The organism is Chungangia koreensis (assembly GCF_042651785.1).
GTDB lineage: Bacteria > Bacillota > Bacilli > Bacillales_A > Planococcaceae > Chungangia > Chungangia koreensis.
The window spans coordinates 709,541-735,205 of sequence record NZ_JBHSEC010000019.1; the positions used below are offsets into that span (position 1 = coordinate 709,541).

A 25,665-nucleotide genomic window follows, 5' to 3' on the forward strand; every position below is an offset into this window, starting at 1 on the left:
TTCCACCTACTTCGTTGAATCAGCACGACCAAGTTCTTGTAGTAAAACTTCCTTCGCCTTTAAAAGTTGGGGGTCATCCTTTTGAACCTTTTGGCGAAGCTGATCCATTAAGGCATAGGTCGTATCCCCTTTTAAGACTCCGTCAACCTTGATTTTTTGGTCATCCTGCAATGCTTTCACTGCTTCTTCCGTAGAATCATCATACAAACCGTCTACTTTACCAGGATCATAACCAACAGCTGTTAGCATTTCTTCCGCTGCTTGGATAGAACTTGAAAGCATACCGTTTTTCAGCTCGATGGACGGATCTAAAAATGGCAGTGACGCATATTTAGGATAATCCACTTTATAATCTGGAGCGATTCCTTTTTCATGAATCCAATTTCCTTCCGGAGTCAACCATTTGGCAGTTGTGAATTTCAGATTGGATCCATCTGGAAGGTCATTTGCTGTTTGGACTGTTCCTTTACCAAATGTCTTCAAACCTACTAGTGGTGCTCCAGCTGATTCCTTTAATGCCCCTGCAAGAATTTCAGAAGCTGATGCACTTCCTTCATCGATTAGCAGCGCGAAAGGAACTTTCACTTTAAGCCCTTCTGTTGCTACAAAAACCTCAGGTTCTTTGTCTTTTTCCTGAACTTGCAGAATCGGATCTCCCGTATTTACAAATAGGTTGGAGATTTCAATAGCGGCATTTAGTAGGCCCCCTGGATTTTGACGAACATCCAGGACCATCGCCTTCATGCCTTCCTCTTCCATTTTAGCAATGGCGTCTTTCAGTTCCTCATACGTGTGTTGTGAAAAGCTTGTAATTTGGATATGTGCAACCCCGTCTGCCAACATTTCGGAGTAGACTGTCTCAATCGGGATTTCATCACGAGTGATTGTTACTTCCATTGGTTCGCTATTTTCGCCACGTTGAATTGTAAGTTTCACATCTGTCCCTTTTTCACCACGAATCAGTAGCACAGCTTCTGAAGCACTTTTACCTTGAATGTTTTGACCATCAACCGCAATAATTCGGTCATTCGGTATAATACCCGCTTTCTCGGCCGGTGAATTTTTAATAGGTGAAACAACGGTAATAAAACCATTACGTTCTTGTATTTCCGCTCCAATCCCTTCAAAGCTTGAAGAAATGGTTTCATTCAAATGGCCAGCTTCTTCCTGATTCATATAATCTGAATACGGATCACCAAGGGCATCGATCATCCCGTTGATGGCACCATTCACCAATTCTTCATCATTTAGATCCGAGTAATATTCTTCTTTCAATTGGTCGTACGTTTCAAACAACTTTTGAAACTCGTTTCGTTCGACTGTAACGGAACCCACTTCAACAACCTTATCATCCCCTGCTGTCAACGCAAAAATAGTAATCCCTGCAGTTAACAGGATTAGGCCGAATAACAACATAAGGAAATAGAATGGTTTGATACGTATGTAGCGGTTTGCCGGAGCGGCCGATTTCTCTTCCTCTACCTTCTCGGCATTTTCCGATTTCACCGGTTCTTGCTCTTCCAAGTTATCATGTTCTGAATTGCTCAAAAATCTCACCACTTTCAGAATAGGTTTGAAAAAGACCGCCAATAACATTGACGGTCTCACAGGATATCATCAATCTTCAATCGAAGCGTCAAGTGCAACAACAATCATATCATTGAAAGTTGTTTGTCTTTCTTCCGCCGTTGTCGCTTCGCCGGTAATGATATGATCACTGACGGTGAGGACAGTCAGTGCTTGTCGGCCATACTTGGCAGCAAGCGTATATAAAGCTGCAGCTTCCATTTCAACGGCAAGTACTCCATGTTCGGCCCATTTATCATGCTCTGCAAATTCATTGTAAAATAGGTCAGATGTAAAGACGTTTCCTACTTTTAGTGAAAGCCCTTTTTCCATGCCAGCTTGATAAGCCTTCAATAACAGGTCAAAATCAGCAATTGGGGCAAAGTTTACTCCATTAAAGATGGTGCTCATGATGCTGGAATCGGTAGTAGCTCCTTGAGCAAGAATTACATCACGTACTTTAACATCATTCTGGATCGCGCCGCAAGTACCTACTCTTATCAATTTTTGCACATCATAATCCTTCATCAATTCTGTAACATAAATCGAAATAGACGGTACACCCATTCCAGTTCCTTGAACCGAAATCTTCTTTCCTTTGTATGTCCCTGTATATCCGAACATATTTCTTACTTCATTATACTGTTGGACATCCTCTAAAAATGTCTCCGCAATATATTTTGCACGAAGGGGATCTCCCGGAAGAAGTACTGTATCCGCTATTTCGCCTTTCTTAGCACCAATATGAATGCTCATGTAAACAACCTCACTTTTGTACGATATCCGTTTTATCATACTGTTTTTCTTACCTTCTTGCAATAAAAGACCTTTGCTCTCTTAACCTAAACTTCTTAAGTCATCATACTCTTTCCATAAATCATCAAAAACTGATGCCGGCATTTGTGGATCAGCTATTTCTTCGATATATTTCGAAAGCGGGTCAAAAGACTCTTCGTATTTCGGAAAACCATGATCCTTAAACATGGACTCTGCAAAGACTGCTTTCATGTCTCCTTTAGGACCTCCGCGGTATTTAAGTACAAAATGATAAAACGAGTGATTCATAAGACCTATCCCCCAACTGGTAAATTAGTATCTTAAAATTTCAGAAAGATATAGATTATTTTGTCATAAGTTAGTACACTAATGACAGCATATCAATAAGAAAAGATGGTGAAAGCTGTGTTCAACAAAAATCCACAAAAAATCAAACCCCCGAAAAAACAAAAAAAAGGGGAAAACAGAAAAGAAATAAAACAACTTCAGCTCTTTAAACGAAAGAAAACGAAAGATTCTATTAAGCCATCCAAAGCTCGCTTTTGGAGTTTAATACGTGGACGAATCGTTATTATTTTTTCAATTCTCATTTTAATTCTCATCTCAATGCTCTATGTTTCCAACCGCAACACTGCCCAGCTACAATCGGAACTGGAAGAGTATACAAAGAAAGATCTTGTCGAACAGATGAAACTTAATGAGCTTACCACGACAATTTCAGAAATGTCCAATGCAGAGCAAAGCTATGTGATCACTGGAAGATCCACTTTCTATAATACATACAAAGCGAAAAAAGATGAAGTTGACCGCGCGTTAAAGGAACTCACTGCTGTATTTCAAGGGCAGGAAGAAGAATTAAAAAAAATTGCTTCTATTAAATCTTTTTACAACAACTATGTTACATATGCTGACCGAGTCATCTCAACAAGAGACGAATTCGGCATTGAGAATGCACAAAGACTGGTCATGACCGGTAATGGTAAAACAGCAATGGACACTATTGATGTTCATATTGATATGATGAATGATTTGTTAAAAAAGAAAAGCGATGAAAACTTGGCTGCGATCCAACAGCAAACCAAGATCGCTACTGTTACCTTCCTGATTATCACAACAGTAGCCGTCCTGTTAGCAATCATTTTTGGATTCTTACTGTTCAGATCTATTCGTAGAAATACCCGTACAATCAATTCTTCAATCCTCGATATTGCTTCGGCAGGAGGAGATTTGACACGCCGAGTGAACGTTCGTACAAATGATGAATTTGCAATCATTGCGGGCAGTACAAATCAATTAATCGAATCGATTGCTGAACTTGTCAAAAAGGTTAGCATGCTGACTGAAAACGTATCTGCCGGTGGAGAAGAATTGATGGCTTCTGCCGATGAGACAGCATCTACAATTCAAGCAATTGCTGATTCGACAAATGAAATATCTGTAGGTACAGAACAGACTATGAAAAGTATGACGGGTGCTATGCAAAAGATGAATTCTCTCGAAGAATCCGTCCGTTACTTGAATAACCAAGCGCAAGCAGTCAGTGAAGCGACAGAACATATGAAAGACGCTACAGTAGTTGGTAACCAATCCGTACAGCAGTCTTCCAAAGTAATGATGACTATTGAAGAAACAATGGCCAATACGAGTTCTGCCGTACAATCTCTCGGAGAGAAATCTTATGAAATCACGTCAATTATCAATACAATTACAGGTATTGCCGAACAGACGAATTTGTTAGCGCTGAATGCGGCGATTGAAGCCGCCCGTGCAGGTGAACATGGACGAGGCTTTGCCGTTGTAGCGGACGAAGTACGCAAGCTTGCAGAACAATCGCAAAATGCTGCAAAAGAAGTTACGAAAATTGTTACATCGATTCAAATGCAAGTATCGGAGATTGTTACCCAAAATCACGAAGGTGTGGAGTCAGTCATCCGCGGTGTTGAAGTTTCAAATGAAACGACTTCTGCCCTATCGAAGATTATGGAACAAACGGAGTCTACGATTGAAGTCATTAACGAAATGGTGACTCATATTGAACAAACTCTTACTTATAGCCAAGATGTGGCCACTTCATTCATAGAAGTAAATCAGATTGCGGAAAATACGGCTTCAAATACTGAAACATCTGCAGCTGCAGCTCAACAAGGTTCAGCTGCTATGCAAGAAATCAATGCCTCTGCCATCGAACTTGCCAATCAGGCTGATGAACTACGAAAAGTAGTTGGAGAATTTAAGATCTAACATTTATGAGGACCTGTCCATAGACAGGTCCTCAGACTGTTCATAAAATAAATTAATAAGTAATTAACAAATAGCAGTTCCCGCCACTTCGCTTTCCGTGGGCTTGGCTTCAGCCTCCTCGTCACTTACGTTCCTGTGGGGTCTTCAGCTCAAGCTATTCCCACAGGAGTCTACGTGGCGGGAACTGCTTGATATAAACGTTGAATTTACCAAGTAACATTAAAACTTGTTTAACAAGTTGAAAAGAAATTAAAAGCTATATTAACGCTCTGCTATTAGTATAGCAGCACTAAAAAGCGGAAGGCGGCGACTCCTGCGGGAAAAGCAAGCGAACTGAGACTTGTCCATAGACAGATCCTTTTTCTATAGTCTCACTCGAAATTAGACCAAAACAAAAAGTCCGGCATTAGCCGGACTTTTACTTAAAACAGTTTCAAGTAGTCTCCATAACCTTCTTCTTCAAGCTTATCCTTCGGCACAAAGCGAAGTGCCGCGGAGTTGATGCAGTATCTTAGCCCATCTGGACCTGGACCGTCTGGGAATACGTGGCCAAGATGGGAGTTGGCTGTTTTGCTTCGGACTTCTGTCCGGCGCATTCCGAAGCTTTCATCGAAGTGTTCAGTAACTTCCGTTTCCTCGATCGGTTTTGTGAAGCTTGGCCATCCGCAACCAGCGTCATACTTGTCCTTCGAATGGAATAATGGTTTTCCAGAAACGATATCCACATAGATCCCTTCATCAAAGTGCTGATCGAAATCATTTCGATATGGCGGTTCTGTACCATTTTCCTGTGTTACATGATATTGCATAGGTGTCAGCTTATTTTTCAATTCTTCTTTATTCATGTTCTTCACCCCATACTTCCTGTTTGTAATGAGCTCTCCCTGAACCTACATGGTAACGGTTGTAATGTTGAGGGTTTTTCTTATAATAATCCTGATGGTACTCCTCTGCAGGATAAAATTCCTTTGCCATAAGAATTTGTGTAGCAATCGGCTGATCGAATTTACCCGAGCGCTCTAATTCTTCTTTAGTCTGTTCAGCGATTTCTTTCTGTTCTTCCGTATGATAATAAATGGCTGTTTGATACGATGTTCCCCGATCAAAGAATTGTCCGCCAGCATCAGTCGGATTAATTTGCTTCCAAAAAATGTCCACCAATTCCCTGTACGTAATCCGCTCCGGATCGAACGTGATTTGTACTGCTTCCTTGTGTCCTGTCGTTTCTGTGCATACGAGTTCATAGGAAGGATTCGGAATATCTCCGCCGGTATAACCGGAAATGACTGACTCTACTCCTTCGTAACGGTCGAACGGCTTAACCATACACCAAAAACAGCCTCCTGCAAAAGTCGCTATTTCCGTTGCCATGCTAAAACCCCCTATTCGGTATGATGATTTCCATGATGATTTGATCCTTCTCTAAATCGATTTCTTTCGCCTTTACTTTCACATCTGAAGTTACGGGCAGTTGTGACAAGTCAATGTATACCTCCTCTGCAGAAGGTCTAATAATCATCCATTGAGGCATTTTGACCGTATCTTGCATTAATGACAATACTGTTGAAGGTGGTATTTCCAAATTACCGACTTCAACAGTGGATTGTTCAAGTCTTAAATTGCCGTCATCTTCTACAAACGGATCGAACTCCATGACAACAGGAAGTTCAATTCCAAAAACGGTCAGTTGTGAAATGAGAACAATCTGATCCTCCACCAGAAGTTCTACAGGAAGCGGCTCGCCTTCTATGGCCTTTGAAATATACGTATTGGCGATTCCTTCTAAATCCTGTTTTGAGGCAGTTACCGTTAATACATTGCTATTACGCGGTGATTTCTCTGCAACAGGAATCGGTGGGTCCTCGGCCGGGTTGCCGATCCAATAAGCCAATGCAATGATGGATGTTACTAATATGGCAATTAATAAGAAAAAAGCGACTTTCCACCGATTCAATTCAACTCAACTCCTTAAAAATCCATTTCCCCATTTGTCAGATCGTATAAACTGCATTCTCCTAAGCTTTCGATAATCCGATCAGCCATTAACTGATAACCATAGCCGTTCGGATGGAAAAAATCTTTATGATACACCATATGTTCATTTGATTCGAATAGGTCTGTTACCGGTACATAACATGCATTGCCGTCGAGCTCTGCAACCCCTTCTAATACTGAATTCCAATCTCCTATAATCTCTTGAAATCCGTTCACTTCATCTGTTACAAGTGAAAAAGGGTTATATAAACCGGGCATAATAATCGGTGCACGGGCATTAGATAGTCGGATTTCATGAACCGTATCCAACATACGTTTTTCAAAATTGACGAGTTCTTCATAGAACGGTTCCTTCGTCAAATTGAAAAAATCCCGTTTAACAATTTTCATCATATCATTTCCGCCGACCGTTAGTACAATAATGTCCGCCCCCATAAGAGCGGTTTTAGAGAACTCATCTTCTTTTAGTTGTTTTAATAACTGATCGCTTCTTCTGCCTCGTTTTGCTAAGTTTTCGAGCTGTACGTCCTTTACGCCTTTCCAGCTGCTCATATGTGTAGATAATCGTCCTACGTATCCGCCTTTATTAAGTTCATCCCCGACACCTTCCGTTAATGAATCACCGAGAGCGACTACAGATATATCTTTCGGCACAAAATAAGGTGCAATTTCCCATTTGGTAAAGCTAATGGGCGGATGCACAGCTACATCTGGAGGTACTATACCCTCTTGGCTGCAACCGGATAGAATGATACAAAGCCCTATTATTAATCCGTGAATTTTTTTCAATCTCTCATCTCCCTTAAATCCGGATTATGAGTGTAAACAGCCATATTCCCTTATTCTTCAATCTATATGAAATTCCCTTCCAATATGAAATGTTTAAGTGGAATGGACAAAAGGTATTTATTTTTAGTGGAAATCTTCGCTTTTGAACCATTATTTTAGTATAGTTAAACAAAAGGAGGGGTTCATTTGTCCGAGGCATTTGACTATAAAAGTTGGAAAGAAGAAATATGGAATGCGATCACCCATGGAATTGGCCTTGTTCTAAGTATTCCAGCATTGGTTGTACTGATCGTCTTTGCTATCGATCGGGGTACTGTCGAACATATCGTTAGTTTTACCATTTTCGGAACGACGATGTTCCTACTGTATCTCATGTCGACATTACTTCATAGTATGCCGGCAAAATATAAACGAGTGTTTTCAATACTCGACCATTCTGCTATTTACTTATTGATCGCAGGCACATATACACCTTTTCTTTTAGTATCCCTTAATGGTGCTCTCGGTTGGACCTTGTTCGGGATTGTATGGGGACTCGCAATTTTAGGTATTTTGTTTAAGTGTTTCTTCATACATCGTTTTGAATTTGTATCGCTCATCTTTTATGTGTTGATGGGTTGGCTCATCATAATTGCGATTAAGCCCCTTTACGCAGAGATTTCGTTTGGAGGTTTGTCACTTTTAGTGACTGGAGGAATCTTCTATACGATCGGTTCCATATTTTACGCATGGCGGAAGCTTCCGTTCAATCATGCAATCTGGCATCTATTCGTCGTAGCAGGTAGTGCATTCATGTATTTTTGTGTTTTGTTTTACGTCTAAATATAAATTCAACGTACAACCATAAAGGGAAGCCTCCTGACTTTTACAGTTTGGAGGCTTTCCATTTGTTCATAGAGATTATTTTGAATGGTTATTGAGACCGTTCATAGACTAAGAATTTATAACGGGTGCCATCTTCATTTTCTTTTTCTTCGGATTCCTTTACAACATTCCATTCATCCCCATAATTCGGGAAGAACGTATCCCCTTCGTATTCCTTTTCGATCAGCGTAACGTATAACCGATCGGCTAACGGAAGAGCTAAGTTGAAGATTTCCCCTCCGCCGATGACCATTACTTCATCAGCGTAGTCTGAAGCGGTTTTTAAAGCTTCTTCGAAATCTTGAACGACTTTCGCGTCTTCCGCCTCATAGTTAGGATTCCTCGTAACAATTACAGTCAGTCGGCCAGGAAGCGCCTTTCCGATGGACTCAAAGGTCTTACGTCCCATCACCATCGCCTTGCCCATCGTCATTTTCTTGAAATAAGCAAGGTCTTCTCTAATATGCCAAGGCATTTTATTATCTTTTCCCATCACGAAATTCACGTCATGAGCGACGATTAACGATATCATAGCTTCTCCTCCAGACGATTACACAGCAATCGGTGCTTTAATCTTCGGATGCGGGTCATATCCCTCAACCTTTATATCCTCAGTCTGCAAATCGAAAATTGAATCTTTTTCTTCCGTAATGACCAACGTTGGTAATTTACGCGGTTCCCGTTGCAGCTGTTCTTTCACCTGTTCTACATGATTGGAATAAATATGGGCATCCCCTAAAGTATGAACAAATTCTCCTGGCTCAAGTCCACATTCCTTCGCAATCAAATGTGTAAGAAGGGCATAAGAAGCAATATTGAACGGCACTCCTAAGAATACATCTGCACTCCGCTGGTATAACTGGCAGGACAATTTGCCATCCGCCACATAAAATTGGAACAACGTATGGCAAGGAGGCAATGCCATATCATCCACGAATTCCGGATTCCAACCAGTCACTATATGACGTCTGGAATCCGGTGAATTTTTAATTTGGTGAATTACTTTTTGTAATTGGTCGATTGTCTTCCCGTCTGTAGTCGGCCACGAACGCCATTGTCTTCCATAAATTGGACCAAGATCACCGTATGTAAGTGCAAAGGTTTCATCCGAAAGGATTTTTTCACGGAAAATAATCATTTGCTCGTCTACCACTTGTTTGAATTCCTCATCTACAGCTGCCCTACGGCCAAAGTCCGTCATGTCCGGACCGTGGTAAACTTCACTTTTCACCCATTTTTCAAACGCCCATTCATCCCAGATCGGGTTGCGCTCTTCTATCAGTGTTTTGACATTCGTATCGCCTTTTAAGAACCAAAGAAGTTCAGATACGATTAGTCGGAAAGCCGTTTTCTTCGTTGTCATCAGTGGAAAGCCTTTATCCAAATCAAAGCGCATTTGATAGCCAAACACACTGTATGTACCGGTACCTGTGCGATCTTCCTTCTTAGTGCCTGTCTCCAAAATATGGCGGCATAATTGTAAATATTGCTCCATTCGGCTCACCCCATTTTTACTTTTAATTATGCACGAAAGTATTAAATTTGTCGAAAGCTGTCCTCCAAAATAATAAAAAGGAATCTGTAAAGAGAACTACAGATTCCTTTTTAGGTTTATGATAACCATTTAGGCGGTGTGTTCTTAGACCAATAAATATCGCCTAAAGCATAATGCTTAGAAAATTGGTCGTCTGCTGTATGGTAATGGAAACTGAAGAAATAACCGTCCTGTGGTTTTTTAAGCGTACGGACATGGAAACGGATGACATCCTTTTTTGTAGTAGTATCATAAATATGAAAAATCTTCTCGGAATAATCTCCAGCAGGCTTTTCTGTAATCGCTAACGTTTGCGGTTGTTCTTCTACGAAAGGTGTTAATGATAGTTCAATTGCCTCTTCAATTTTTGGCAAGATCACATCATTAAATTCATCCTCGATAACCGGTCCGATCTTTGAACCGAATTTTATGTAAGATTGTTCCTTTGCGGCAGTTTTTGCCTGACTCAAAAACGAAGGTTCTTCTGTTGCTTCGATGATTGGATAATAAGGTTCTTTTTCAGCAGAGAAATGCTTTGATTCATGTGTTTTATCCTCAAGCAAGTTTTCCCAAATGGCATGGCTCGGTGAAATGACACCAAAGGTCAATAAAGCCACAGCTAAAATCAATGTTTTTTGAATCCATTTTTTCATTTTTTCAGCACCCGCCCATTGTGTACGATTTGTTACCGATTCTATTGAATAACTACGTTTTCCGTAGCGAAATGGTTTCATCTTTCTATTTTTCATTGTACAATAACATTAAAAGTGTTTGTTGTTTTTTTCTAAAAAGGAGGATTTCTTCATGGATGTTTTAATTCCACTAGGACTTTTGGCAATGTTACTTTATATGACTTCTCTAAATTTCACTGACTGAGAAAACAAAAAGAATCTGTTCTGTTCCAATATGGAACGAACAGATTCTTTTTGTTATATGGTCATGGTCCCATAATGGAACTTAGATGCAAGCCTTACCTTACGTTCAAAGCCAAATTGCTCAAATAGATCTGAACGAAAATGAGCTTTAAGGATAATTCTTTTACGAGCTACCCGTTTCGCCTCATTTACCCATTCCTCTGAAAGCTGGGTGTGAAAGCCTGCTGCCCGTAACGATTGAAAATTGTCTGATTCCTCAATGACTTCTTCGAACATTGGGTCTAAATAGACTATGTCTACAGTTTTGTCCGGCTGTTCCTTCAAATACTCAAGTGAATCCCTTGGAATCACTTCAATCCTTCTCATAGCCTCTAAAAGCTCTTGACTTCCATCCTTATAAAGCCTCAGGCCCTCTTGCACAATAAATGCAATCACGGGATGGACTTCACAACCTCTGACTTTTCCTTGAGCTCCGGCAGCGAACGATGCAATTATGCAATCAGAACCCATGCCAAGTGTACAGTCCAAAATTGTATCTCCTTTGTCAATTCCCGCAGTTTCGACAAAAGGATCCACTTCCCCTTTCATCATCCGCTTTAGCCTAAACGCAGCAGAATTGGGATGAAAGAAGAATGGCTCACTCTCGGTTGAAGTATAAAAAGCATAGCGATTCTTTCCGGCCACCAATATTTCTGCTCCGTATTCTTGAATCATAGCAGAGACAGATCGTTTTTTTCTATCCTTAAATGGAAGGCTAAGTTTAATGCACGCAGCCTTGGCAAGAGCCATACTTTCTTCGTCTGGTCTTCCTGCAGTCGTAACAATCATGGTCAAGACTGGGAAACCTTCTTAATTCCTTCTTTTACATGTTCCTTAATTTCTTCAACTTCATTATATTCAATTTCCTCACGAGGAATAAAATAAGCTAATTTTCCGTCCTTCAAAATAGCGATTGAAGGTGAACTTGGAGGAACTTCTTCAAAGTAACTACGCATCCGTTCTGTCGCTTCTCGGTCCTGTCCGGCAAACACCGTTACTAAGTGTTCCGGTTTCACTTCTAATTCGTCAACTGCTTCCCTAACAGCCGGTCGAGCAAGACCAGCTGCACAACCGCAAACAGAATTTACTACTACGACTGAAGTGCCTTTAGCGTTTTCAATATGATTGTCCACCTCTTCAGCTGTGGTCAACTCTGTGAATCCAACATTCACAAGCTCCTCCCTCATCGGTTGAACAATTCCCTTCATATACTCATCGTACGCGTTCATATTATTTAATCTCCTTTCTATTGCTTTTATTTCTTAACTAAGCTCGTCCAAAATGAAGATCTACTGGAGTTTTAGTTACAATGATTTAGGCATTCTACTTGCGAACGTTCCCAAACGATCATATCTAAAGTAAAAAAATTTCAAAAGATCCACGAACATGATTTCAATAAGATTCCAGTTCACTGAGTGAATACCAAGGTTCACATTGAAAATAAAAGCAAGCAAGCAGGGTAATACTCCCCGTTACATACATGTGCATTGGGGTGATCCACTTGCTTGCAAAAATTGAAGAAGTCTTGACTCTTAAGTATCACTCAGCTAGATTAAATAGCTTTTTTTCACCAATCTAATATGGTGGGTACGCTGTAGGATTATTTACACCGGATCGATACTCTTGTAATGCAACTGCAAAGTTAATGCTGATGCCAATAAAACTGATTGCCGCACCAATAAAGATTAATAATGGCCCCGCTATTTCTGTCTCAGGCGAAACTCCGCTCGGATTCATCTCCCCACCTCACTCGTTCTACTCTATATAGTGTATTCTCCCTATCCTATTCGGTTCGAAAAGAATTCCTCAATACAGTTTAAGCATGAGAGGCTGATTATTTACCGGCTTTCCTTGCTTCAGTCATTTGCTTCCAAACGGATCCTTTTGCTTCCTCGCCTTCCTCGATACGAGCAAGCGCCATCTTAACTTGTAGTTTCACTTCAAACTCTTGATCATCTTCTGCTGCTTTTAAAGCAGGCAAAGATTTTTCTGTTCCAGTTTCATAGAGGAACATCGCTGCTCTCCATCTGACAAGTTTGTTTTTGTCCTTTAACGCTTCTATCATGGCGTCTTCAAATTCCTCGAACCCCAAATCACTCATACAGTCACCGGCAGTTCTTCTAACAGAAGCGCTCTTATCTTTCAAAGCTTTTTCAAGAAATGGAACAACGTCCGGATGATCGACCATTCCAAGGTAAACTGTAGCTAACCGGCGGATAGACATCTGTTCGTCTTCAAGCGCCTTATCCAACAAAGGAAGGTCTTCTACATCTGGATCGGCCATTTGATCAAGCAGTCGATAACGTGTTTGCCAATCATCGTTCATGAATTCCTCTAATGTCACTTTACGTCCGACCGGAGCAGCTTGCTTTTTCTCTTTGCTATTTTGAATTAGTTCTTTTAAGCGATCATCTGTATAAGCCGCTTCGATTTCTTTAAGTACATTTTCACCAATATCTTTTTTATCACCATAGCGGACACCATAGTCGGCCCATTTGCGTTGAAGAATGTAGTTCTCATCATCCGGGTCCATCGCTTGGTTCATCGCGTCAACGAACCGGTTGCTTAATCCGAATCGTTCTTCCGATGTACCGTCGAAGACCTTCACTTGAAGAGGAATCCCTTTGTATTGTTGAACATGAACATATACTTCTCCGTAATGCTCATCAATCTTCTCTTCGGATGAACCTTTCTCACCAGATTCTCCAAAAGCTTCACGAATTGAAGATAATATCGTTTCCCACTCATACTTAGGATGGCGGTCTACAGCAAGAAAATCCGCAACATGATAGACGCCTTTTACTCCTTCTATCGAAAGTATCGATGCAATGATAGGAGGCGCACTTTCAGCCTCTTCTTTTTTGTAGTTATGGCTCACCCCGAAAGGAAGCTCCTGATCCACCACTATTTTCATCGAGTTCGGACTTGGTGTAGGTTCAACAGTGAGAATATTCATCCTTTTTCCCTCCCAATTTTAAGATCCAGACAATTCTTCTAAATAAGCCCATCTTTCAATCAGTTGTTCATACCGCTCATTTAATCTGCTTAACTCTTCCGTTTTCTCTTGAAGTAAAGTAAAATCTGTTCCCGCTCCGTCTATTTCAGCCTCAACTGAACTGATGGTTTCTTCAACCTTGGAGATTTCATCGCCAATAGTTTCCCATTCTTTCTGTTCCTTGAAGCTCAACTTCTTGCGTTCTTTTTTTCGTTCCTGTTTTGGCTGTTCCTTTTGGACTTTCTCGACTTTCTCAGTCTTTTCATAAGACTTTTCCAATAAGTAATCTGTATAAACCCCTAGCCACAAATCAATATTTCCCTTACCGTCAAGTGCCCATAGCTTCTTCGCTGTACGATCCAAGAAGAAACGGTCATGGGAAATGGTAATGACGACTCCCATAAATTGTTCAATGAACTCTTCCAAAACAGATAGTGTTTGTATATCCAGATCGTTTGTCGGCTCGTCGAGCAACAGAACATTCGGTTGCTCCATTAAAAGTTTGAGCAAGTATAAACGTTTACGTTCTCCGCCTGACAACTTCCCTATAGGAGTACCGTGGACATTCAGCGGAAAGAGAAAACGTTCAAGCATTTGAGCAGCTGAATGCCGTGTGCCATCTGATGCTACAATATCATTCGAACTTTCCCTTACATATTCAATCATTCTCATCTTTTCATCCATGGGTGGCAAGTGCTGCGAAAAATGTGCAATTTTAACGGTTGGACCGACTACAATCTCTCCCGAATCAGGGACTATGCTTCCTGCAATCATTTTAAGAAGGGTACTCTTACCTGCCCCATTCGGACCTACGATTCCAATCCGGTCACCTTGTTGCAAAAGAAATGAAAAATCCTGAATGAGTGGTTGTTCGCCAAACTCTTTAAAAAGTGCTATTCCTTCAATCACTTTCTTGCCGAGACGCGTTGTTGTTAAATTCATTTGAAGATCGGTAGAATCGTCGCCTTTTACAACTTGACTACTTAGTTCATCGAAACGCTGGATACGGGCTTTCTGCTTTGTCGTTCTTGCTTTGGCCCCTCTTCTGATCCATTTCAATTCTGAACGGAAGCGGTTTTGCAGTTTTTGCTGGGTAGAGGCAGCCATTTCTTCCCGGATTGCTTTCGCCTCAATATAATCACCATAATTCCCTTTATGGGAATAGAGGGTCTGATCGGCTAACTCATAAATATGGGTGGATACTGCGTCCAGGAAGTACCGATCATGGGTAACGAATATAACCGCACTATCAGTCTTGCTTAATTGATCTTGAAGCCACTCGATTGCTGTAACATCTAAATGGTTCGTCGGTTCATCCAGCAAAAGTAAGTCAGCCGGTTCGATGAGGATTTTAGCTAACGCCGTCCGTTTTCTTTGACCACCAGAGAGTTCCCCCATCCGTTTGTCATATGTATCGATCCCCAGTTTCGTCAAAGCGGTTTTTGCAAGAGAGTTGATATCCCAACCGCCTTGCCTGTCCATCTCACTTTGCAGCTTCATAAGCCTTTCGATTAACTCTGGAGTTTCATTTTCACCAATTGACGATAATGTCTCTTCATACTCCCTATTTATCTTCAACAAGGGGGAATCTCCGCTAAAAACTGTTTGTAAAACAGTCATGTCTGCATTATATTCAGGATCCTGTGGTAAATAGGCAATCCTATAATCTTTCGGGTGATCCATTTCGATCGAGTCTGCTGGTTCATTCCCTGCAATAATCGATAGAAGAGTGGATTTTCCAGTTCCGTTAATACCAATAAGACCCGCTTTTTCCCCGGAATAACTAGTAAATTCGATATTTTTGAATAATGTCTTATCACCGACTGTCTTAGTTAAGCCGGATACGATTAAATGGCTCATGTCGTTCCATTCACTTCTTTCATTAACTGCTGTAAAAATGATACCATAAATAGATGCCGTTCTTCAGCCATTTGCTTCCCTTTAGGGGTAGTCATCAAATCTTTCAGCAATAATAGCTTTTCATAAAAATGGGTAAGCGTTGCGGTTTGCTTGTTTCTATATTCCTCCTCCGACATCTGTTTCCGAGCTGCTTCTTCAAAATCGTAGAGTTTTCTTCCCTTTGCACCTCCATATGCAAATGTCCTGGCAATCCCTACCGCTCCTATTGCATCCAAACGATCGGCATCTCTAACGATCTTCTCTTCAATCGTTTGAGCGATCCGCTCATTTCCGCCGCTAAACGAAACGGAAGCTATAATTTGCTGGATTTTTTTTTTTCTTCTTCTGTTAGACCAAGTTTTAAAAGTAATTCCTTTTCCTTAGATTTGCCGTCTTGGCCAGCGTACTTCGGATCGCTGACGTCATGGAGAAGAACCGCAATTTCGACAGTGAATCTGTCCGCTTCCGGTTCATCTTCCAAGATGATTTGGGCGTTATTCCATACTCGTTCAATATGCTGCCAATCATGGCTTGCATCAAATTGATCGTAAACGGATCGTACTAATCCCCTGAATTTTTCTATTTGATCTGTCATATTGTCCTCCTTTGTTTGCTTATTCTGAAAATACTTTCATTATGATTGACGAACTTATTCTTTTACTATATAGTAAAGCCATCCATTGTATGGTGCAATGGGCAGCTTTTCTATGGGAAAGATGACATTGAAGCTGATGGCGAGGAGGAACAGAACATGAATGTAGGTAAAGTGAAATGGTTCAGTAATGAGAAAGGCTATGGCTTTATCGAATCGAGTGACGGTGAAGACATATTTGTGCATTTTACCGGCATCTTAAGTGAAGGGTTCCGTACTCTCGAAGAAGGGCAGGAAGTTTCCTTTGAAATTATCGAAGGGAATCGCGGCCCACAAGCAGCCAATGTCCTGAAATTAGAGATGAGTTAAATGACATAATGAAACCCGCTGGGACGCTTCCAGCGGGTACTTTATTTTTGTCGTTCATTTTTGACTTTATTGAGTTCTTGGCCTAAAAATTTCAGCTGTTCCCCGACTGTACATTGTTCAATGCAGAAACGGTGAGCCGCTTTTTTTCCAAGATCAAGCTTGTTCTGTTTCTTTAAAAAACATTCTTCGCAATAATTCAATAACAATTCATCTATTTCCATCATTACCGATGATTTATCCATTGACTCACCTCAGATTCAGCATTTTATTATTTTACTACCACTTTAGAATTGTATTCAAGTTCTTTGTTTACGGACCTGGATTTTGAAGAAAATGATAAAATTTTTAAAAGCCTCTTAAGTCAGCTTTCACTTTGAACGTTAACTATACTTTTTATCATAATGAGGTGTTACTATGCTTGAAGTTTATATAGATGCAGCAAGTGCCGGTAATCCAGGACCAAGTGGAATTGGTGTCTACATTAAAGGGGAAGGCCATATCGTCAAAATCTCTGAACCGGTTGGGATCACGGATAATCACACAGCGGAATTTATGGCGCTGTTGCGTGGGGTACAAGAAGCAGAGAAATTATCAAAAGGATTTATATCAATACGTTCTGATTCCCAAGTAGTTGTCACAGCTGTTGAAAAGGAGTACGTCAAAAAAGAGGAATATAAAAGATATTTGGATGAGGCGTTGAAAATTGCAAATGGATTCGACTTCTTCTTCATCAAATGGATTCGGGATGAAGAAAATGGAGCTGCAGATCAGTTGGCACGTGAAGCAATCCAAAAAAACAACGGGTGATGATTTACCCGTTGTTTTTCAGTTGGCCAGCACTTCTGCGGGCGACTATTAAATAGAAAAGCAAAGCTACAATAACGACGAGTGCCGCTGTAAAGTAAAGATTCTCATACCCAAAGTTGGCTGCAATCATTCCAAGTACATAGGAACCGATCGCCATCCCCAAATCGAACAATGTGAAAAATGTCGCAGTTCCATAACCGCTACGATGAGGACCCGCATCCTGTACAGCTTTTGTTTGAAGACTTGGCACAAGTGCTCCATAGCCTAATCCGATCAGTACACCAGATAACAGGAACATGAAGGGATTGTTTATGAATGACATCAAAAGCAATCCCCCGCCAAATAAGATGAAGCCTGGGATGATAATATAGCTTGGACCCTTCATGTCAAAAATACGGCCAGTAAATGGTCGAGAAAGAATCATCGCTGCTGCATAGACTGCAAAGAAGAATGTAGCGATCTCTATTAATCCCTTCTGTTCAGCATAAATGGAAACAAAAGAAAGTACACTGGCGTAGGAAAACGATGTAATACATGCAACAAGAGCCACCGGCATAGATTTACGTTCAAACAAATCATTCAATGTGAATTTGAAATTGCGTTCTGCAGGTTTGTATTGTTCTTCTGGCATCAATTTAATGGAAAGGGCAGCTAACGAGCCTATAATGAGAGAAATACTTAATGTTAAAAAGAGCAGATCATAGCTGAAATGCTGAACCACAAATAAACCGACAAGCGGTCCTAAAACGATGGAGAGGTTTGTCGACATAACGAAATATCCGAGACCTGCCCCTCTTCTTTCAGGTGGAACTATATCAGCCGCGATGGAACCAGTGGCGGTAGTCGCAATACTAAACCAAATTCCTTGGAAGAACCGTAATACGAGTAACAGTCCAAATGGCTCGATAAAAATATATAAAATAGTACAAACTGTGTAAATGACCAAGCTCGTTAAGAGCATTTTCTTTTTATCAAATAAGTCCAATAGTTTACCGGTAAATGGTCTTACGATAATTGCTGATACAAGAAAGATTGATAATAATAGTCCTGCCTCTTCATCCGAACGGGATAATTCGTTTATTGCGAATAGAGGTAAAGTTGTTACCAGTCCATAGAACGTCAAAAAGATCGTTATATTTGTAAAGAATAGACTGATGAACCGTTTTGTCCAAATTGCTTTATTATTCTTTTCCACTTCGTTCATCCTTCTATTTTTAATTTTAACAGTATATTTCGTAATATCTCCTGTTCTTCAACGCTAATCCGATTAATGACTCCTTCTTCAAAGCGAACAACAGAATCACTTATTTCATTGAGTTGTAGCAGAGCATGTTCTGTAAGATGGACAATCTTCTCTCTCTTGTCCTCCCCTTCATGCCTCTCCACCAAGTTTAATTGCTCAAGTCGGGTTACTGTTCTTGAAATAGTTGGCGCCTCCACATTAAAGTACTTGCTTATGGCTGAGATCGCCATCGGTCCGTTGTTCTGAATGCAAAACAAAATGGACCACTGTGAGTGAAATAAATCATATTTCTTTAATTCCTCATTCAACTCTTTAGATAACACCCGAACAGTTTGAAACATTTCATGCAGTAAAGGATTCATCCTTACCTCCTCATATACTTACTTAGGTAAGTAATTATTTATCTATTATATTTCGCTTTGCGAAATTTGTAAAGAATAAAAGAAAAAAAGAGCTCATCGGCTCTTTTTCATTTGTTGTTACTTTGCTTTTTGAAAAGTGACGGATTGGGTATCTGAGTCAAATAGCACCCATTCACGGTTATCGATCACTGAACCTACATTAATCCCTGCTTTTTTACCTTTAAATTCATAAGTGATCCCAAATTGAGGCACTTTCCAGTCACCATCCATGTAATAGGCACTTCGATGACTGTGTCCAAAGAAGACTAATTCGTTATGTTCAAATGGTATAAAAGGGAGCCATGGATTTCCTGACCATTCCCATTGATGCCCGTGAATGACCTTAGCACCAGGTATTTCAATTACTTCAGGGTATTGAACTATTTGTTCCAACAAAGGGTCTTTTCCACTCATGATGATTTCAATTCTTTCTTCCTGGTTCCCTCTTACCGAAGGAAATGTTAACAGTTCTTCAAATCCATTCGGACGTGCCATGACATCATTTATGCTATTAAAACGCTCCGTAATTCGCGTTTTACTGATCACACATTCGTACAGATCACCGAGTCCTATTATCTCTGAACTCGGTGCAATTTCCTTTATATGGTTTAACACCGATTGTGTATCGTTAATAGAGGAGTGAAGATCTCCTAACATTGCAAACTGCATTTAACTTCCTCCACATAAATTATTGATCAATTGATTCATCATATGATTTCAAGAAAAACCCATCTACTTCAGACCACTCACAATAAATGATGGATTCGATTTTCGAGTAACCTTCTTCTTGAAGTCGTTCAACAAGCCAATCGTGGTTTTTACCTAAGTTTTTTAAACTTGCCTCATTAATTTCTCCTTCATCAATCAATAGATGACTTGGTATTTCTTGTTTAGGCTCTAAATTAAGCATTTCGGCTGTTACATTATTATATTTGGCGTACTTATTAATACTGACAGTACCACCTGGCTCAATATATAAATCACGTATTTCCCGAAGAGAAAAAATGCCTTGTTGGCGAAGCATCGTACGGATTTGTTCCATTTCAAGCTGGTTCTTTTTTAACTCATGGAGATTGAACTTCCCTGCAGAAATAATGATTGCAGGTTCCCCCTTCAGAAGAATTCGTGCCTTTTCGCTCCTTTTAGCTATATATTCAATGATAAAGATGGCAAGTGCCCATAAGATCAAAGCAAAAACTAAATGATGAACTTTGACTTTATCATCAAATAAACTTTCTTCAACAATACCACCGAGTACAAGTGTATAAATGATATCAAATGGAGTGAATTCTCCTAAATCTTTTTTTCCGAGGAGCCGAACTACTACTAAAAGCCCCAGCATTCCGATTAACAACTTTAAAGCTATTTCGATATACATCATGCCAATGACCTCCTCACATAGAAGTCCTATACCCTGGTTTACTTTTAATGAAGCAATCCATTAATTGGAGGTGAAAATGAAAATAGCTGTCCCCCATGACGTAAGAGACCAGCTAATTTCAAGATTCCGACGCATGATATGTCCGTTCAAGTCAAAGGCCGGGTGATACTTATGAACGGCCCTTTTCAATTCGTTCAGTGCGAATCCAATCACTAAAACCACCTACATAGAGCTTCACATCAGAATAACCGGATTGTTTTAACATGGCAAAAAGAGGAGCGGCTGTAACACCACTGCCACAGTAAACTGTAATCGGTTCCTCTTCTTTTAATGCGGCTTTTAAGTTCGGATCACTTTTCTTGAATCTTCCCGCTTCTTTCAAACGCTCCCAATTATAGTTAAGCGCTCCTGGAATACGTCCAGCTATTGGATCAATCGGTTCATATTCACCGAAATAACGTTCTTCTGAACGTGCATCTACTAACAATCCACCTGAATTTTTTGATACAACTGCTTTTACCTGTTCTTTACTCATTTGAATATCTTCATTCCAAATGATGTCCAACTGCTTCTGTACTGGTTGGGCTATAGAAGAATCGAGAGGAAGGGAAGACCTTTTCAGCTCCTCCCACCCTTCATGCAAGATATAAGCATTTTTAAAGTTAGCATAGGTTAACATGAACCAGCCTCGCGGCGCAAAAGGCTCACCGCCATGATCATATAGAACAATGAAATCATTTTGGTGAAGTCCAGAGCGCTCAAACAGTTCCTTCAAGTCCGACTGGGAAGGCATCGGATGTCTTCCTAATTCAGAGGACATGTCCGACAAATCTTTTTCAAGATCCCAATGTACAGCACCGGCAACATGTTCCTGTTCATATTGTTTTACGCCACGGCTTGGATCTTGAAGTGAAAAACGGCAGTCGATCCATTTTACATTGCCTTTCGGGATGTCACTTAAGGATATGAACGGTGTACTCATGATTTATCCCCTCCGATTCAATTTCTTGAACGCTTCTTTCCAATGATCCAGTGCAGTTCCTTCATTCAACAGTTCACGCTCTGTAGAAATTTGAGCAGAGGCTAATTTCAGCAAATACTTGTTTAGACCGATGGTTTCCTTTTCTAACCACTGCTGCGACCATTCCAGGATGTTCTCCTTTTGTTCGTCCACATAAGCTTCTGCGTCCGGCTTTGTAAGAGCTTCTAACGCTTCTTTAAGTTTTTCCCGCTCATTTTGCTCGAAGAATGCTTTACTATTACGGAATGTTGACCTCACACTTTGGTAAGGTGCAACGTCCTTGAATGGTCCTTGGAAGTTGAGTGTTTCCTGTTCACTCGTTTCATAAGGCGGGAAGGTGAAGGAAGGATTTAATTCCTTCAACTCAATTGTTTTTTCCTTGAATCTCTCACCTATCATGCGATCATTCAGCCTTCCAATTCGTAAATTGGTGACACGCATTTCTTGCTCAAAATCAAAACTTAACATTTGGAGGACTTCCTTCAAAGCGATTTCTAAAGCTTGCTGTGCCTTATGCCTTGAAAATAATCCAGGGTAATACGCTTCTCGGAAGAAGTCCGGATAGCGGTAATAGACCCGTTGAACTACATAATAGAGAAGCTCACTCAGTTCCCGCTCCACATTTTGGACCATTGCAGCCGTTGGGATATTCGTTAATATTTGTTCAAATGTATTCTCGATTTGATTCAGTTCCTCTAAACGATCTTCTTTACGTTTCAAATTTTCTTCTGTAGACCGAATAAGGGTTTCAAGACGTTCTACAGCCTTTTCGGTTTCCTCATGCAATGATTGGACAGCCATCATACGCAGATCCTCTGATAGGAATCGAAGGAAATCTTCTTGGAATTGCTCCATCTCTTCATTTAATATTCTTCCGTGCATCTTCTCATGCAATGAACGAAGACTGGAAACGCCGTAAAGTTTCGGGAAACGGATGCCGAACCGCTGTAATTCGCTACGAACATAACCCTTTACTTCCTCAGCTTCTTCTGCGCTTGAGGCGAGGTCGATTGCATTTACGACAAAAAACATCTTATCGAGTTCAAAGGCATCTTTCACCCGTCCTAATTGAATAAGGAACTCACGGTCTGCTCGTGCAAATGCATGGTTGTAATATGTGATGAAGAGAATCGCATCCGCATTTTTAATGTACTCGAATGCTACCCCAGTATGACGGGCATTAATCGAGTCGGCTCCAGGCGTATCAACAAGTGTTACCCCGGTTCTTGTCAATTCGCAATCGTAGTAGAAATCAATGACATCGACAAAACAGCTTTTTTTCTCTTCTGCTACAAAGGATTCAAAACCTTTCTTGCCAGTGGTAATCACTGTTCCTAACTGTTCCTTAAATTGAGGGTACCCCTCTTGAAATGCAGATACAAAGGCTTTATGGATATGTGCTTTTTCATCAAGCCCTTTTGCGTTCAAAGCTGCAGGTGCTTTTGCAAACGCATCTTCCAAAGATTGAACCTTTACGTTCAATTCCGCAAAGGAACGGCTGACATCTTCAGTCATCTGTTCAACCGTTTTTAGAGTTACATCCGCCGTTTCATTTTGGTTGCCTCCCTTTACCGGTTTAATGCGAGTAATGGTCGCAGTCGTCGGGTTTGGGGAAACCGGCAGAACGGATGAACCGAGCAAAGCATTCGAGAAGGAAGACTTCCCTGCACTAAATGCTCCGAACAAGGCAATTGTAAATTCCTGATGCTGCAAACGTTCTGCTTTATTTTCTAAATATTGAGCAATCTCACCAAAACCACTAACTTCTTTCAAGACATTTGCAGTTTTCATCGCTTCTAACATCGTTGATTCTGTAGAATGCTCTGGAGTTTTAGTGGAAAGTTTCAAGTGATCATCTTGGGCTTCTTCCTCATCGGCTAATTTGATCATGTTTGGATTAAATGCTTCAAAGTCATTCAATACTTTCCCATATTGTAAAAGCCAGTCCGATAAGATGGATCGACTAACTTTTAGAAATTCTAAAGAAGGTGCTTGGATTTGTTTGTTGAACACCCGAATGGAATCTTCCACGCTCTCAACCGCTTGAATGATAGACACTTTCTCTTTTAAAATGTTTACTTTCGCGTTCAATTGAACGTCGCTTATTTCAGATTTGGCTATTTCCTCTGCCATTGTAGATTTCCATTGGTCCGTCTGATCTTTCATCCACTTTTTCACTGCTTCTGTTAAGCGCTCGGACATATTCAAAACAGTTTCACCTGTCGTAACTGTTGGGGTTCCGATTACCTCTTCCATACGTATGATTGGAATGGATAGATCGAGTTTGCCGATTTCCAAAGATTTCTCCTCAGATAGTAAACCAATCTCTTTTAACGAAGTTTTCATTATATCCAACACGTGAACGGCCATGTTAGAATGGGCTTCCTTTTTCAATAAATCGTAAAGGTCCTGTAAGCGCCGGTTCCGTTCTTCCTCTGTTTTCTTGCCGCTGAATAAGAGACCCACTTTAAAGTCAGGCTGCTTTGCTTCCATGTATAATCGTAGCAACTCACGAAGTTCATAATTCATGAAGGAAGTTTTTTTGAACACGTCAATACGTTTCTCTTCAAATGCTTTAACCCATGCTTCCGGAGAAAGGAGTTCCACTTGTTTCGACAGTTTTTGATACTGCTCTATAAGTTCACTCCGTTCTTCCCACTCTTTTTCGGTAATGATCGACAATGATTGTTCATACCGCTCATTTCTTACTTCTTCCAAATACTGAAGATGTTCATCTTTCAGCTTTAGCAAGATACCTTCGGACCCTTGGATAATCTCATCATCGAGATTTCGAAAACTATTTAAAATCAGCGAACGAACTGTGGGGAAATCATTCTCGGGAAATTCCTTCTCTTTTAAGGATGTATAGAAAATCCCCTTCGGTTCAACTCCCCAAGCACTAAATGAATTTGCCACAACTTCCTTAAAGGTTTCGAACGATAATTCGTCTTCACGGTGCTTATCTATCTGGTTAACGATTAAATACACATTCGGGTTATACTTCATTAGTTGCTTTGTGAACTGGAAATTCAATTCGGATTGAACATGGTTATAATCCATTACATAGAAAACGATATCAGCCAGATGCAGTGAGGATTCGGTTGAAACACGGTGGGCATCATCAGTAGAATCTACCCCAGGTGTATCCATAAACGTGACATCAGCTGGCAGATTTGAGGACATATGACCAATTTCTATTTGGGATACAGTGCCCCCATCCTTTCCAAGAGCCTTAACAGTAGCTAGTTCATATTCACCTGAAAATCGGACTGTCCGCCCATCTGAAAAATGAACAAGTGCGTAGTTCTCGTCAGACTTTTTTACTTTAATGATATTTGCACTAGTGGGAATCGGGCTAGTAGGAAGCAATTCCTCCCCGGCTAAAGCGTTCACCATACTTGATTTCCCTGCAGAAAAATGACCGGCAAATCCAATTGTATATTCACGTTTCACAATTTTTTCAGCGAATAAATCTATCTTGCCAATTCGTTCTTGATCTCCCGACTCCTGGAATAATGCTTTTAATAAAGATGCTTGGTCCAGAATGGTCTTGGATTTTTCTTCGTATGTATTCATGAGGCTTAAGTAACTCCTTTTTCATTATAAAAACATCATATCATGTTTCTGTTTCCGCCCGAGATTTTTCTACAAATTTCGACAAAAGAACTTCCTTATACCTATTGAACATGCTAAACTTAATAAGAATTTTTAAAAAAGGTGGAGTACAATTGAGTTCATCCTATCATGTCCAGACTGTTTTGAATGGCACGATTAATTCTTTGAAATCCGTTTTGCCATTTGAACTTAATGTCCAGCCACCAAGTCTTATGGCACAACCATTCGAACAGGATGAAATCGGTGTACTAATCGGGATGATTGGGGATATTAAAGGCCGAATTATCATCAACTCGACGGAAAAAGTGTTTGGATCGATTGGCCAGTCCATGTTTGGTATGGCCATCGAAGGTGAAATGCTGGAATCATTTACAGGTGAATTAGGAAATATGATTGCCGGAAACCTTTGTACAATCGTAGAGAGCAGCGATATGAAACTTGATATTACGCCTCCAACTGTGATGGTCGGAAAAACGAAATTCTACGGTTTCACACATGCATTCAAGCTACCTGTTCAAATAGATCAAGCAGGAACGATGAATATTCTACTAACGATTGACGAAGAATAAGAAGAAGGTAGTCCTGTGGCACGGTATGTGCTTCGCAGGACAACCTTCTTTTGTTATACTCACCTTTATAAAAACTATGAAAAATCATAAGAA

Annotated in this window: 29 protein-coding genes; 5 read left to right on the forward strand and 24 right to left on the reverse strand. The window is 40.4% G+C overall.

Going from position 1 to position 25,665, the window contains the following annotated elements:
* Positions 1–6: 6 nt before the first annotated feature.
* From ACFOZY_RS12755 to ACFOZY_RS12765, 3 genes are all read right to left on the reverse strand, one after another.
* Positions 7–1,548: a lmo1851 family serine protease gene (locus ACFOZY_RS12755; RefSeq protein WP_378156044.1), complete on the reverse strand. Its 1,542-nt coding sequence runs from the start codon at positions 1,546–1,548 to the stop codon at positions 7–9.
* Between the two features lie 69 nt (positions 1,549–1,617).
* On the reverse strand, positions 1,618–2,322 hold the full coding sequence (deoD, locus tag ACFOZY_RS12760; RefSeq protein ID WP_378156046.1) for a purine-nucleoside phosphorylase: 705 nt from the start codon (positions 2,320–2,322) through the stop codon (positions 1,618–1,620).
* A gap of 81 nt (positions 2,323–2,403) precedes the next feature.
* On the reverse strand, positions 2,404–2,631 hold the full coding sequence (locus ACFOZY_RS12765; protein ID WP_378156048.1) for a YozE family protein: 228 nt from the start codon (positions 2,629–2,631) through the stop codon (positions 2,404–2,406).
* 105 nt (positions 2,632–2,736) lie between these two features.
* Here ACFOZY_RS12765 and ACFOZY_RS12770 point away from each other — a divergent pair, with 105 nt between their 5' ends.
* On the forward strand, positions 2,737–4,584 hold the full coding sequence (locus ACFOZY_RS12770; RefSeq protein WP_378156050.1) for a methyl-accepting chemotaxis protein: 1,848 nt from the start codon (positions 2,737–2,739) through the stop codon (positions 4,582–4,584).
* 422 nt (positions 4,585–5,006) lie between these two features.
* Here the strand turns inward: ACFOZY_RS12770 and msrB are convergent, their stop codons facing one another.
* The 4 genes from msrB to ACFOZY_RS12790 are packed head-to-tail and all read right to left on the reverse strand — an operon-like array spanning position 5,007 to position 7,368.
* Complete coding sequence (gene msrB / locus ACFOZY_RS12775) at positions 5,007–5,429, reverse strand: peptide-methionine (R)-S-oxide reductase MsrB (RefSeq protein WP_378156052.1); 423 nt, start codon at positions 5,427–5,429, stop codon at positions 5,007–5,009.
* The gene (gene msrA / locus ACFOZY_RS12780; protein ID WP_378156055.1) at positions 5,422–5,955 is read right to left on the reverse strand and encodes a peptide-methionine (S)-S-oxide reductase MsrA; all 534 of its coding nucleotides are present in this window, start codon (positions 5,953–5,955) and stop codon (positions 5,422–5,424) included. Before msrA ends, msrB begins: the two co-directional genes overlap by 8 nt.
* Before the next feature lies 1 nt (position 5,956).
* Positions 5,957–6,538 (reverse strand): YpmS family protein, encoded by a 582-nt coding sequence (locus tag ACFOZY_RS12785; protein ID WP_378156057.1) that lies wholly within the window; start codon positions 6,536–6,538, stop codon positions 5,957–5,959.
* Positions 6,539–6,552: 14 nt separating this feature from the next.
* Entirely contained in the window at positions 6,553–7,368 is an 816-nt protein-coding gene (locus ACFOZY_RS12790) for a GDSL-type esterase/lipase family protein (protein ID WP_378156059.1), read from the reverse strand.
* Between the two features lie 186 nt (positions 7,369–7,554).
* On the opposite strand from ACFOZY_RS12790, the gene trhA reads away from it, so the two are divergent.
* Positions 7,555–8,190 carry a PAQR family membrane homeostasis protein TrhA gene (gene trhA, locus ACFOZY_RS12795; RefSeq protein WP_378156061.1) on the forward strand — a complete coding sequence of 212 codons (636 nt, stop codon included), beginning with the start codon at positions 7,555–7,557 and terminating at the stop codon, positions 8,188–8,190.
* Positions 8,191–8,281: 91 nt separating this feature from the next.
* On the opposite strand, the gene ACFOZY_RS12800 is transcribed toward trhA, so the two are convergent.
* From ACFOZY_RS12800 to ACFOZY_RS12845, 10 genes are all read right to left on the reverse strand, one after another.
* Entirely contained in the window at positions 8,282–8,764 is a 483-nt protein-coding gene (locus tag ACFOZY_RS12800) for a dihydrofolate reductase (RefSeq protein WP_378156063.1), read from the reverse strand.
* Between the two features lie 18 nt (positions 8,765–8,782).
* Complete coding sequence (locus ACFOZY_RS12805; RefSeq protein WP_378156065.1) at positions 8,783–9,727, reverse strand: thymidylate synthase; 945 nt, start codon at positions 9,725–9,727, stop codon at positions 8,783–8,785.
* 116 nt (positions 9,728–9,843) lie between these two features.
* Positions 9,844–10,515 (reverse strand): YpjP family protein, encoded by a 672-nt coding sequence (locus ACFOZY_RS12810; protein ID WP_378156067.1) that lies wholly within the window; start codon positions 10,513–10,515, stop codon positions 9,844–9,846.
* A 180-nt stretch (positions 10,516–10,695) separates the two neighbouring features.
* Positions 10,696–11,469, reverse strand: coding sequence for a class I SAM-dependent methyltransferase (locus ACFOZY_RS12815; protein ID WP_378156163.1), 774 nt, complete (start codon positions 11,467–11,469; stop codon positions 10,696–10,698).
* A 2-nt stretch (positions 11,470–11,471) separates the two neighbouring features.
* Positions 11,472–11,909, reverse strand: a complete 438-nt coding sequence (locus ACFOZY_RS12820) for a BrxA/BrxB family bacilliredoxin (RefSeq protein ID WP_378156069.1) — start codon at positions 11,907–11,909, stop codon at positions 11,472–11,474.
* A gap of 346 nt (positions 11,910–12,255) precedes the next feature.
* Positions 12,256–12,417 (reverse strand): hypothetical protein, encoded by a 162-nt coding sequence (locus tag ACFOZY_RS12825; protein ID WP_378156071.1) that lies wholly within the window; start codon positions 12,415–12,417, stop codon positions 12,256–12,258.
* A 97-nt stretch (positions 12,418–12,514) separates the two neighbouring features.
* Complete coding sequence (locus ACFOZY_RS12830) at positions 12,515–13,636, reverse strand: conserved virulence factor C family protein (RefSeq protein WP_378156073.1); 1,122 nt, start codon at positions 13,634–13,636, stop codon at positions 12,515–12,517.
* An 18-nt stretch (positions 13,637–13,654) separates the two neighbouring features.
* The gene (locus tag ACFOZY_RS12835) at positions 13,655–15,535 is read right to left on the reverse strand and encodes an ABC-F family ATP-binding cassette domain-containing protein (protein WP_378156075.1); all 1,881 of its coding nucleotides are present in this window, start codon (positions 15,533–15,535) and stop codon (positions 13,655–13,657) included.
* Positions 15,532–15,810: an HD domain-containing protein gene (locus tag ACFOZY_RS12840; RefSeq protein ID WP_378156077.1), complete on the reverse strand. Its 279-nt coding sequence runs from the start codon at positions 15,808–15,810 to the stop codon at positions 15,532–15,534. The genes ACFOZY_RS12835 and ACFOZY_RS12840 overlap by 4 nt, the downstream gene beginning before the upstream one ends.
* 77 nt (positions 15,811–15,887) lie before the next feature.
* Entirely contained in the window at positions 15,888–16,169 is a 282-nt protein-coding gene (locus ACFOZY_RS12845) for an HD domain-containing protein (RefSeq protein ID WP_378156079.1), read from the reverse strand.
* 156 nt (positions 16,170–16,325) lie between these two features.
* On the opposite strand from ACFOZY_RS12845, the gene ACFOZY_RS12850 reads away from it, so the two are divergent.
* Entirely contained in the window at positions 16,326–16,535 is a 210-nt protein-coding gene (locus ACFOZY_RS12850) for a cold-shock protein (protein WP_378156081.1), read from the forward strand.
* 41 nt (positions 16,536–16,576) lie between these two features.
* Here ACFOZY_RS12850 and ACFOZY_RS12855 read toward each other — a convergent pair whose 3' ends face one another.
* Positions 16,577–16,777 (reverse strand): zinc-finger domain-containing protein, encoded by a 201-nt coding sequence (locus tag ACFOZY_RS12855; protein ID WP_378156083.1) that lies wholly within the window; start codon positions 16,775–16,777, stop codon positions 16,577–16,579.
* A 172-nt stretch (positions 16,778–16,949) separates the two neighbouring features.
* Here ACFOZY_RS12855 and ACFOZY_RS12860 point away from each other — a divergent pair, with 172 nt between their 5' ends.
* Positions 16,950–17,342, forward strand: coding sequence for a ribonuclease HI family protein (locus tag ACFOZY_RS12860; RefSeq protein WP_378156085.1), 393 nt, complete (start codon positions 16,950–16,952; stop codon positions 17,340–17,342).
* A gap of 4 nt (positions 17,343–17,346) precedes the next feature.
* On the opposite strand, the gene ACFOZY_RS12865 is transcribed toward ACFOZY_RS12860, so the two are convergent.
* The 6 genes from ACFOZY_RS12865 to ACFOZY_RS12890 form a co-directional block, all read right to left on the reverse strand.
* Positions 17,347–18,537, reverse strand: a complete 1,191-nt coding sequence (locus tag ACFOZY_RS12865) for an MFS transporter (protein ID WP_378156087.1) — start codon at positions 18,535–18,537, stop codon at positions 17,347–17,349.
* A gap of 5 nt (positions 18,538–18,542) precedes the next feature.
* Entirely contained in the window at positions 18,543–18,947 is a 405-nt protein-coding gene (locus ACFOZY_RS12870) for a MarR family winged helix-turn-helix transcriptional regulator (RefSeq protein WP_378156089.1), read from the reverse strand.
* A gap of 117 nt (positions 18,948–19,064) precedes the next feature.
* Positions 19,065–19,655, reverse strand: coding sequence for a metallophosphoesterase family protein (locus ACFOZY_RS12875; protein WP_378156091.1), 591 nt, complete (start codon positions 19,653–19,655; stop codon positions 19,065–19,067).
* 19 nt (positions 19,656–19,674) lie between these two features.
* Positions 19,675–20,367 carry a DUF421 domain-containing protein gene (locus ACFOZY_RS12880; RefSeq protein ID WP_378156093.1) on the reverse strand — a complete coding sequence of 231 codons (693 nt, stop codon included), beginning with the start codon at positions 20,365–20,367 and terminating at the stop codon, positions 19,675–19,677.
* Between the two features lie 169 nt (positions 20,368–20,536).
* A complete protein-coding gene (locus ACFOZY_RS12885; protein WP_378156095.1) occupies positions 20,537–21,349 on the reverse strand; it encodes a sulfurtransferase in 813 nt (270 codons plus the stop codon).
* A gap of 3 nt (positions 21,350–21,352) precedes the next feature.
* Complete coding sequence (locus tag ACFOZY_RS12890; RefSeq protein WP_378156097.1) at positions 21,353–24,964, reverse strand: dynamin family protein; 3,612 nt, start codon at positions 24,962–24,964, stop codon at positions 21,353–21,355.
* A gap of 152 nt (positions 24,965–25,116) precedes the next feature.
* On the opposite strand from ACFOZY_RS12890, the gene ACFOZY_RS12895 reads away from it, so the two are divergent.
* A complete protein-coding gene (locus tag ACFOZY_RS12895) occupies positions 25,117–25,572 on the forward strand; it encodes a chemotaxis protein CheX (protein ID WP_378156099.1) in 456 nt (151 codons plus the stop codon).
* Positions 25,573–25,665 lie beyond the last annotated feature (93 nt).

Coding starts and splice junctions, on each gene's coding strand:
- ACFOZY_RS12870 (WP_378156089.1), bottom strand. CDS start 18,947: ATGAATCCTTTACTGCATGAAATGTTTCAAACTGTTCGGGTGTTATCT.
- ACFOZY_RS12765 (WP_378156048.1), bottom strand. CDS start 2,631: ATGAATCACTCGTTTTATCATTTTGTACTTAAATACCGCGGAGGTCCT.
- ACFOZY_RS12890 (WP_378156097.1), bottom strand. CDS start 24,964: ATGAATACATACGAAGAAAAATCCAAGACCATTCTGGACCAAGCATCT.
- ACFOZY_RS12830 (WP_378156073.1), bottom strand. CDS start 13,636: ATGAATATTCTCACTGTTGAACCTACACCAAGTCCGAACTCGATGAAA.
- ACFOZY_RS12875 (WP_378156091.1), bottom strand. CDS start 19,655: ATGCAGTTTGCAATGTTAGGAGATCTTCACTCCTCTATTAACGATACA.
- ACFOZY_RS12805 (WP_378156065.1), bottom strand. CDS start 9,727: ATGGAGCAATATTTACAATTATGCCGCCATATTTTGGAGACAGGCACT.
- ACFOZY_RS12770 (WP_378156050.1), top strand. CDS start 2,737: ATGGTGAAAGCTGTGTTCAACAAAAATCCACAAAAAATCAAACCCCCG.
- msrA (WP_378156055.1), bottom strand. CDS start 5,955: ATGGCAACGGAAATAGCGACTTTTGCAGGAGGCTGTTTTTGGTGTATG.
- ACFOZY_RS12855 (WP_378156083.1), bottom strand. CDS start 16,777: ATGGATAAATCATCGGTAATGATGGAAATAGATGAATTGTTATTGAAT.
- ACFOZY_RS12850 (WP_378156081.1), top strand. CDS start 16,326: ATGAATGTAGGTAAAGTGAAATGGTTCAGTAATGAGAAAGGCTATGGC.
- ACFOZY_RS12800 (WP_378156063.1), bottom strand. CDS start 8,764: ATGATATCGTTAATCGTCGCTCATGACGTGAATTTCGTGATGGGAAAA.
- ACFOZY_RS12845 (WP_378156079.1), bottom strand. CDS start 16,169: ATGACAGATCAAATAGAAAAATTCAGGGGATTAGTACGATCCGTTTAC.
- ACFOZY_RS12825 (WP_378156071.1), bottom strand. CDS start 12,417: ATGAATCCGAGCGGAGTTTCGCCTGAGACAGAAATAGCGGGGCCATTA.
- ACFOZY_RS12860 (WP_378156085.1), top strand. CDS start 16,950: ATGCTTGAAGTTTATATAGATGCAGCAAGTGCCGGTAATCCAGGACCA.
- ACFOZY_RS12835 (WP_378156075.1), bottom strand. CDS start 15,535: ATGAGCCATTTAATCGTATCCGGCTTAACTAAGACAGTCGGTGATAAG.
- ACFOZY_RS12885 (WP_378156095.1), bottom strand. CDS start 21,349: ATGAGTACACCGTTCATATCCTTAAGTGACATCCCGAAAGGCAATGTA.
- ACFOZY_RS12880 (WP_378156093.1), bottom strand. CDS start 20,367: ATGATGTATATCGAAATAGCTTTAAAGTTGTTAATCGGAATGCTGGGG.
- ACFOZY_RS12820 (WP_378156069.1), bottom strand. CDS start 11,909: ATGAACGCGTACGATGAGTATATGAAGGGAATTGTTCAACCGATGAGG.
- msrB (WP_378156052.1), bottom strand. CDS start 5,429: ATGAATAAAGAAGAATTGAAAAATAAGCTGACACCTATGCAATATCAT.
- ACFOZY_RS12815 (WP_378156163.1), bottom strand. CDS start 11,469: ATGATTGTTACGACTGCAGGAAGACCAGACGAAGAAAGTATGGCTCTT.
- ACFOZY_RS12810 (WP_378156067.1), bottom strand. CDS start 10,515: ATGAAAAATAGAAAGATGAAACCATTTCGCTACGGAAAACGTAGTTAT.
- deoD (WP_378156046.1), bottom strand. CDS start 2,322: ATGAGCATTCATATTGGTGCTAAGAAAGGCGAAATAGCGGATACAGTA.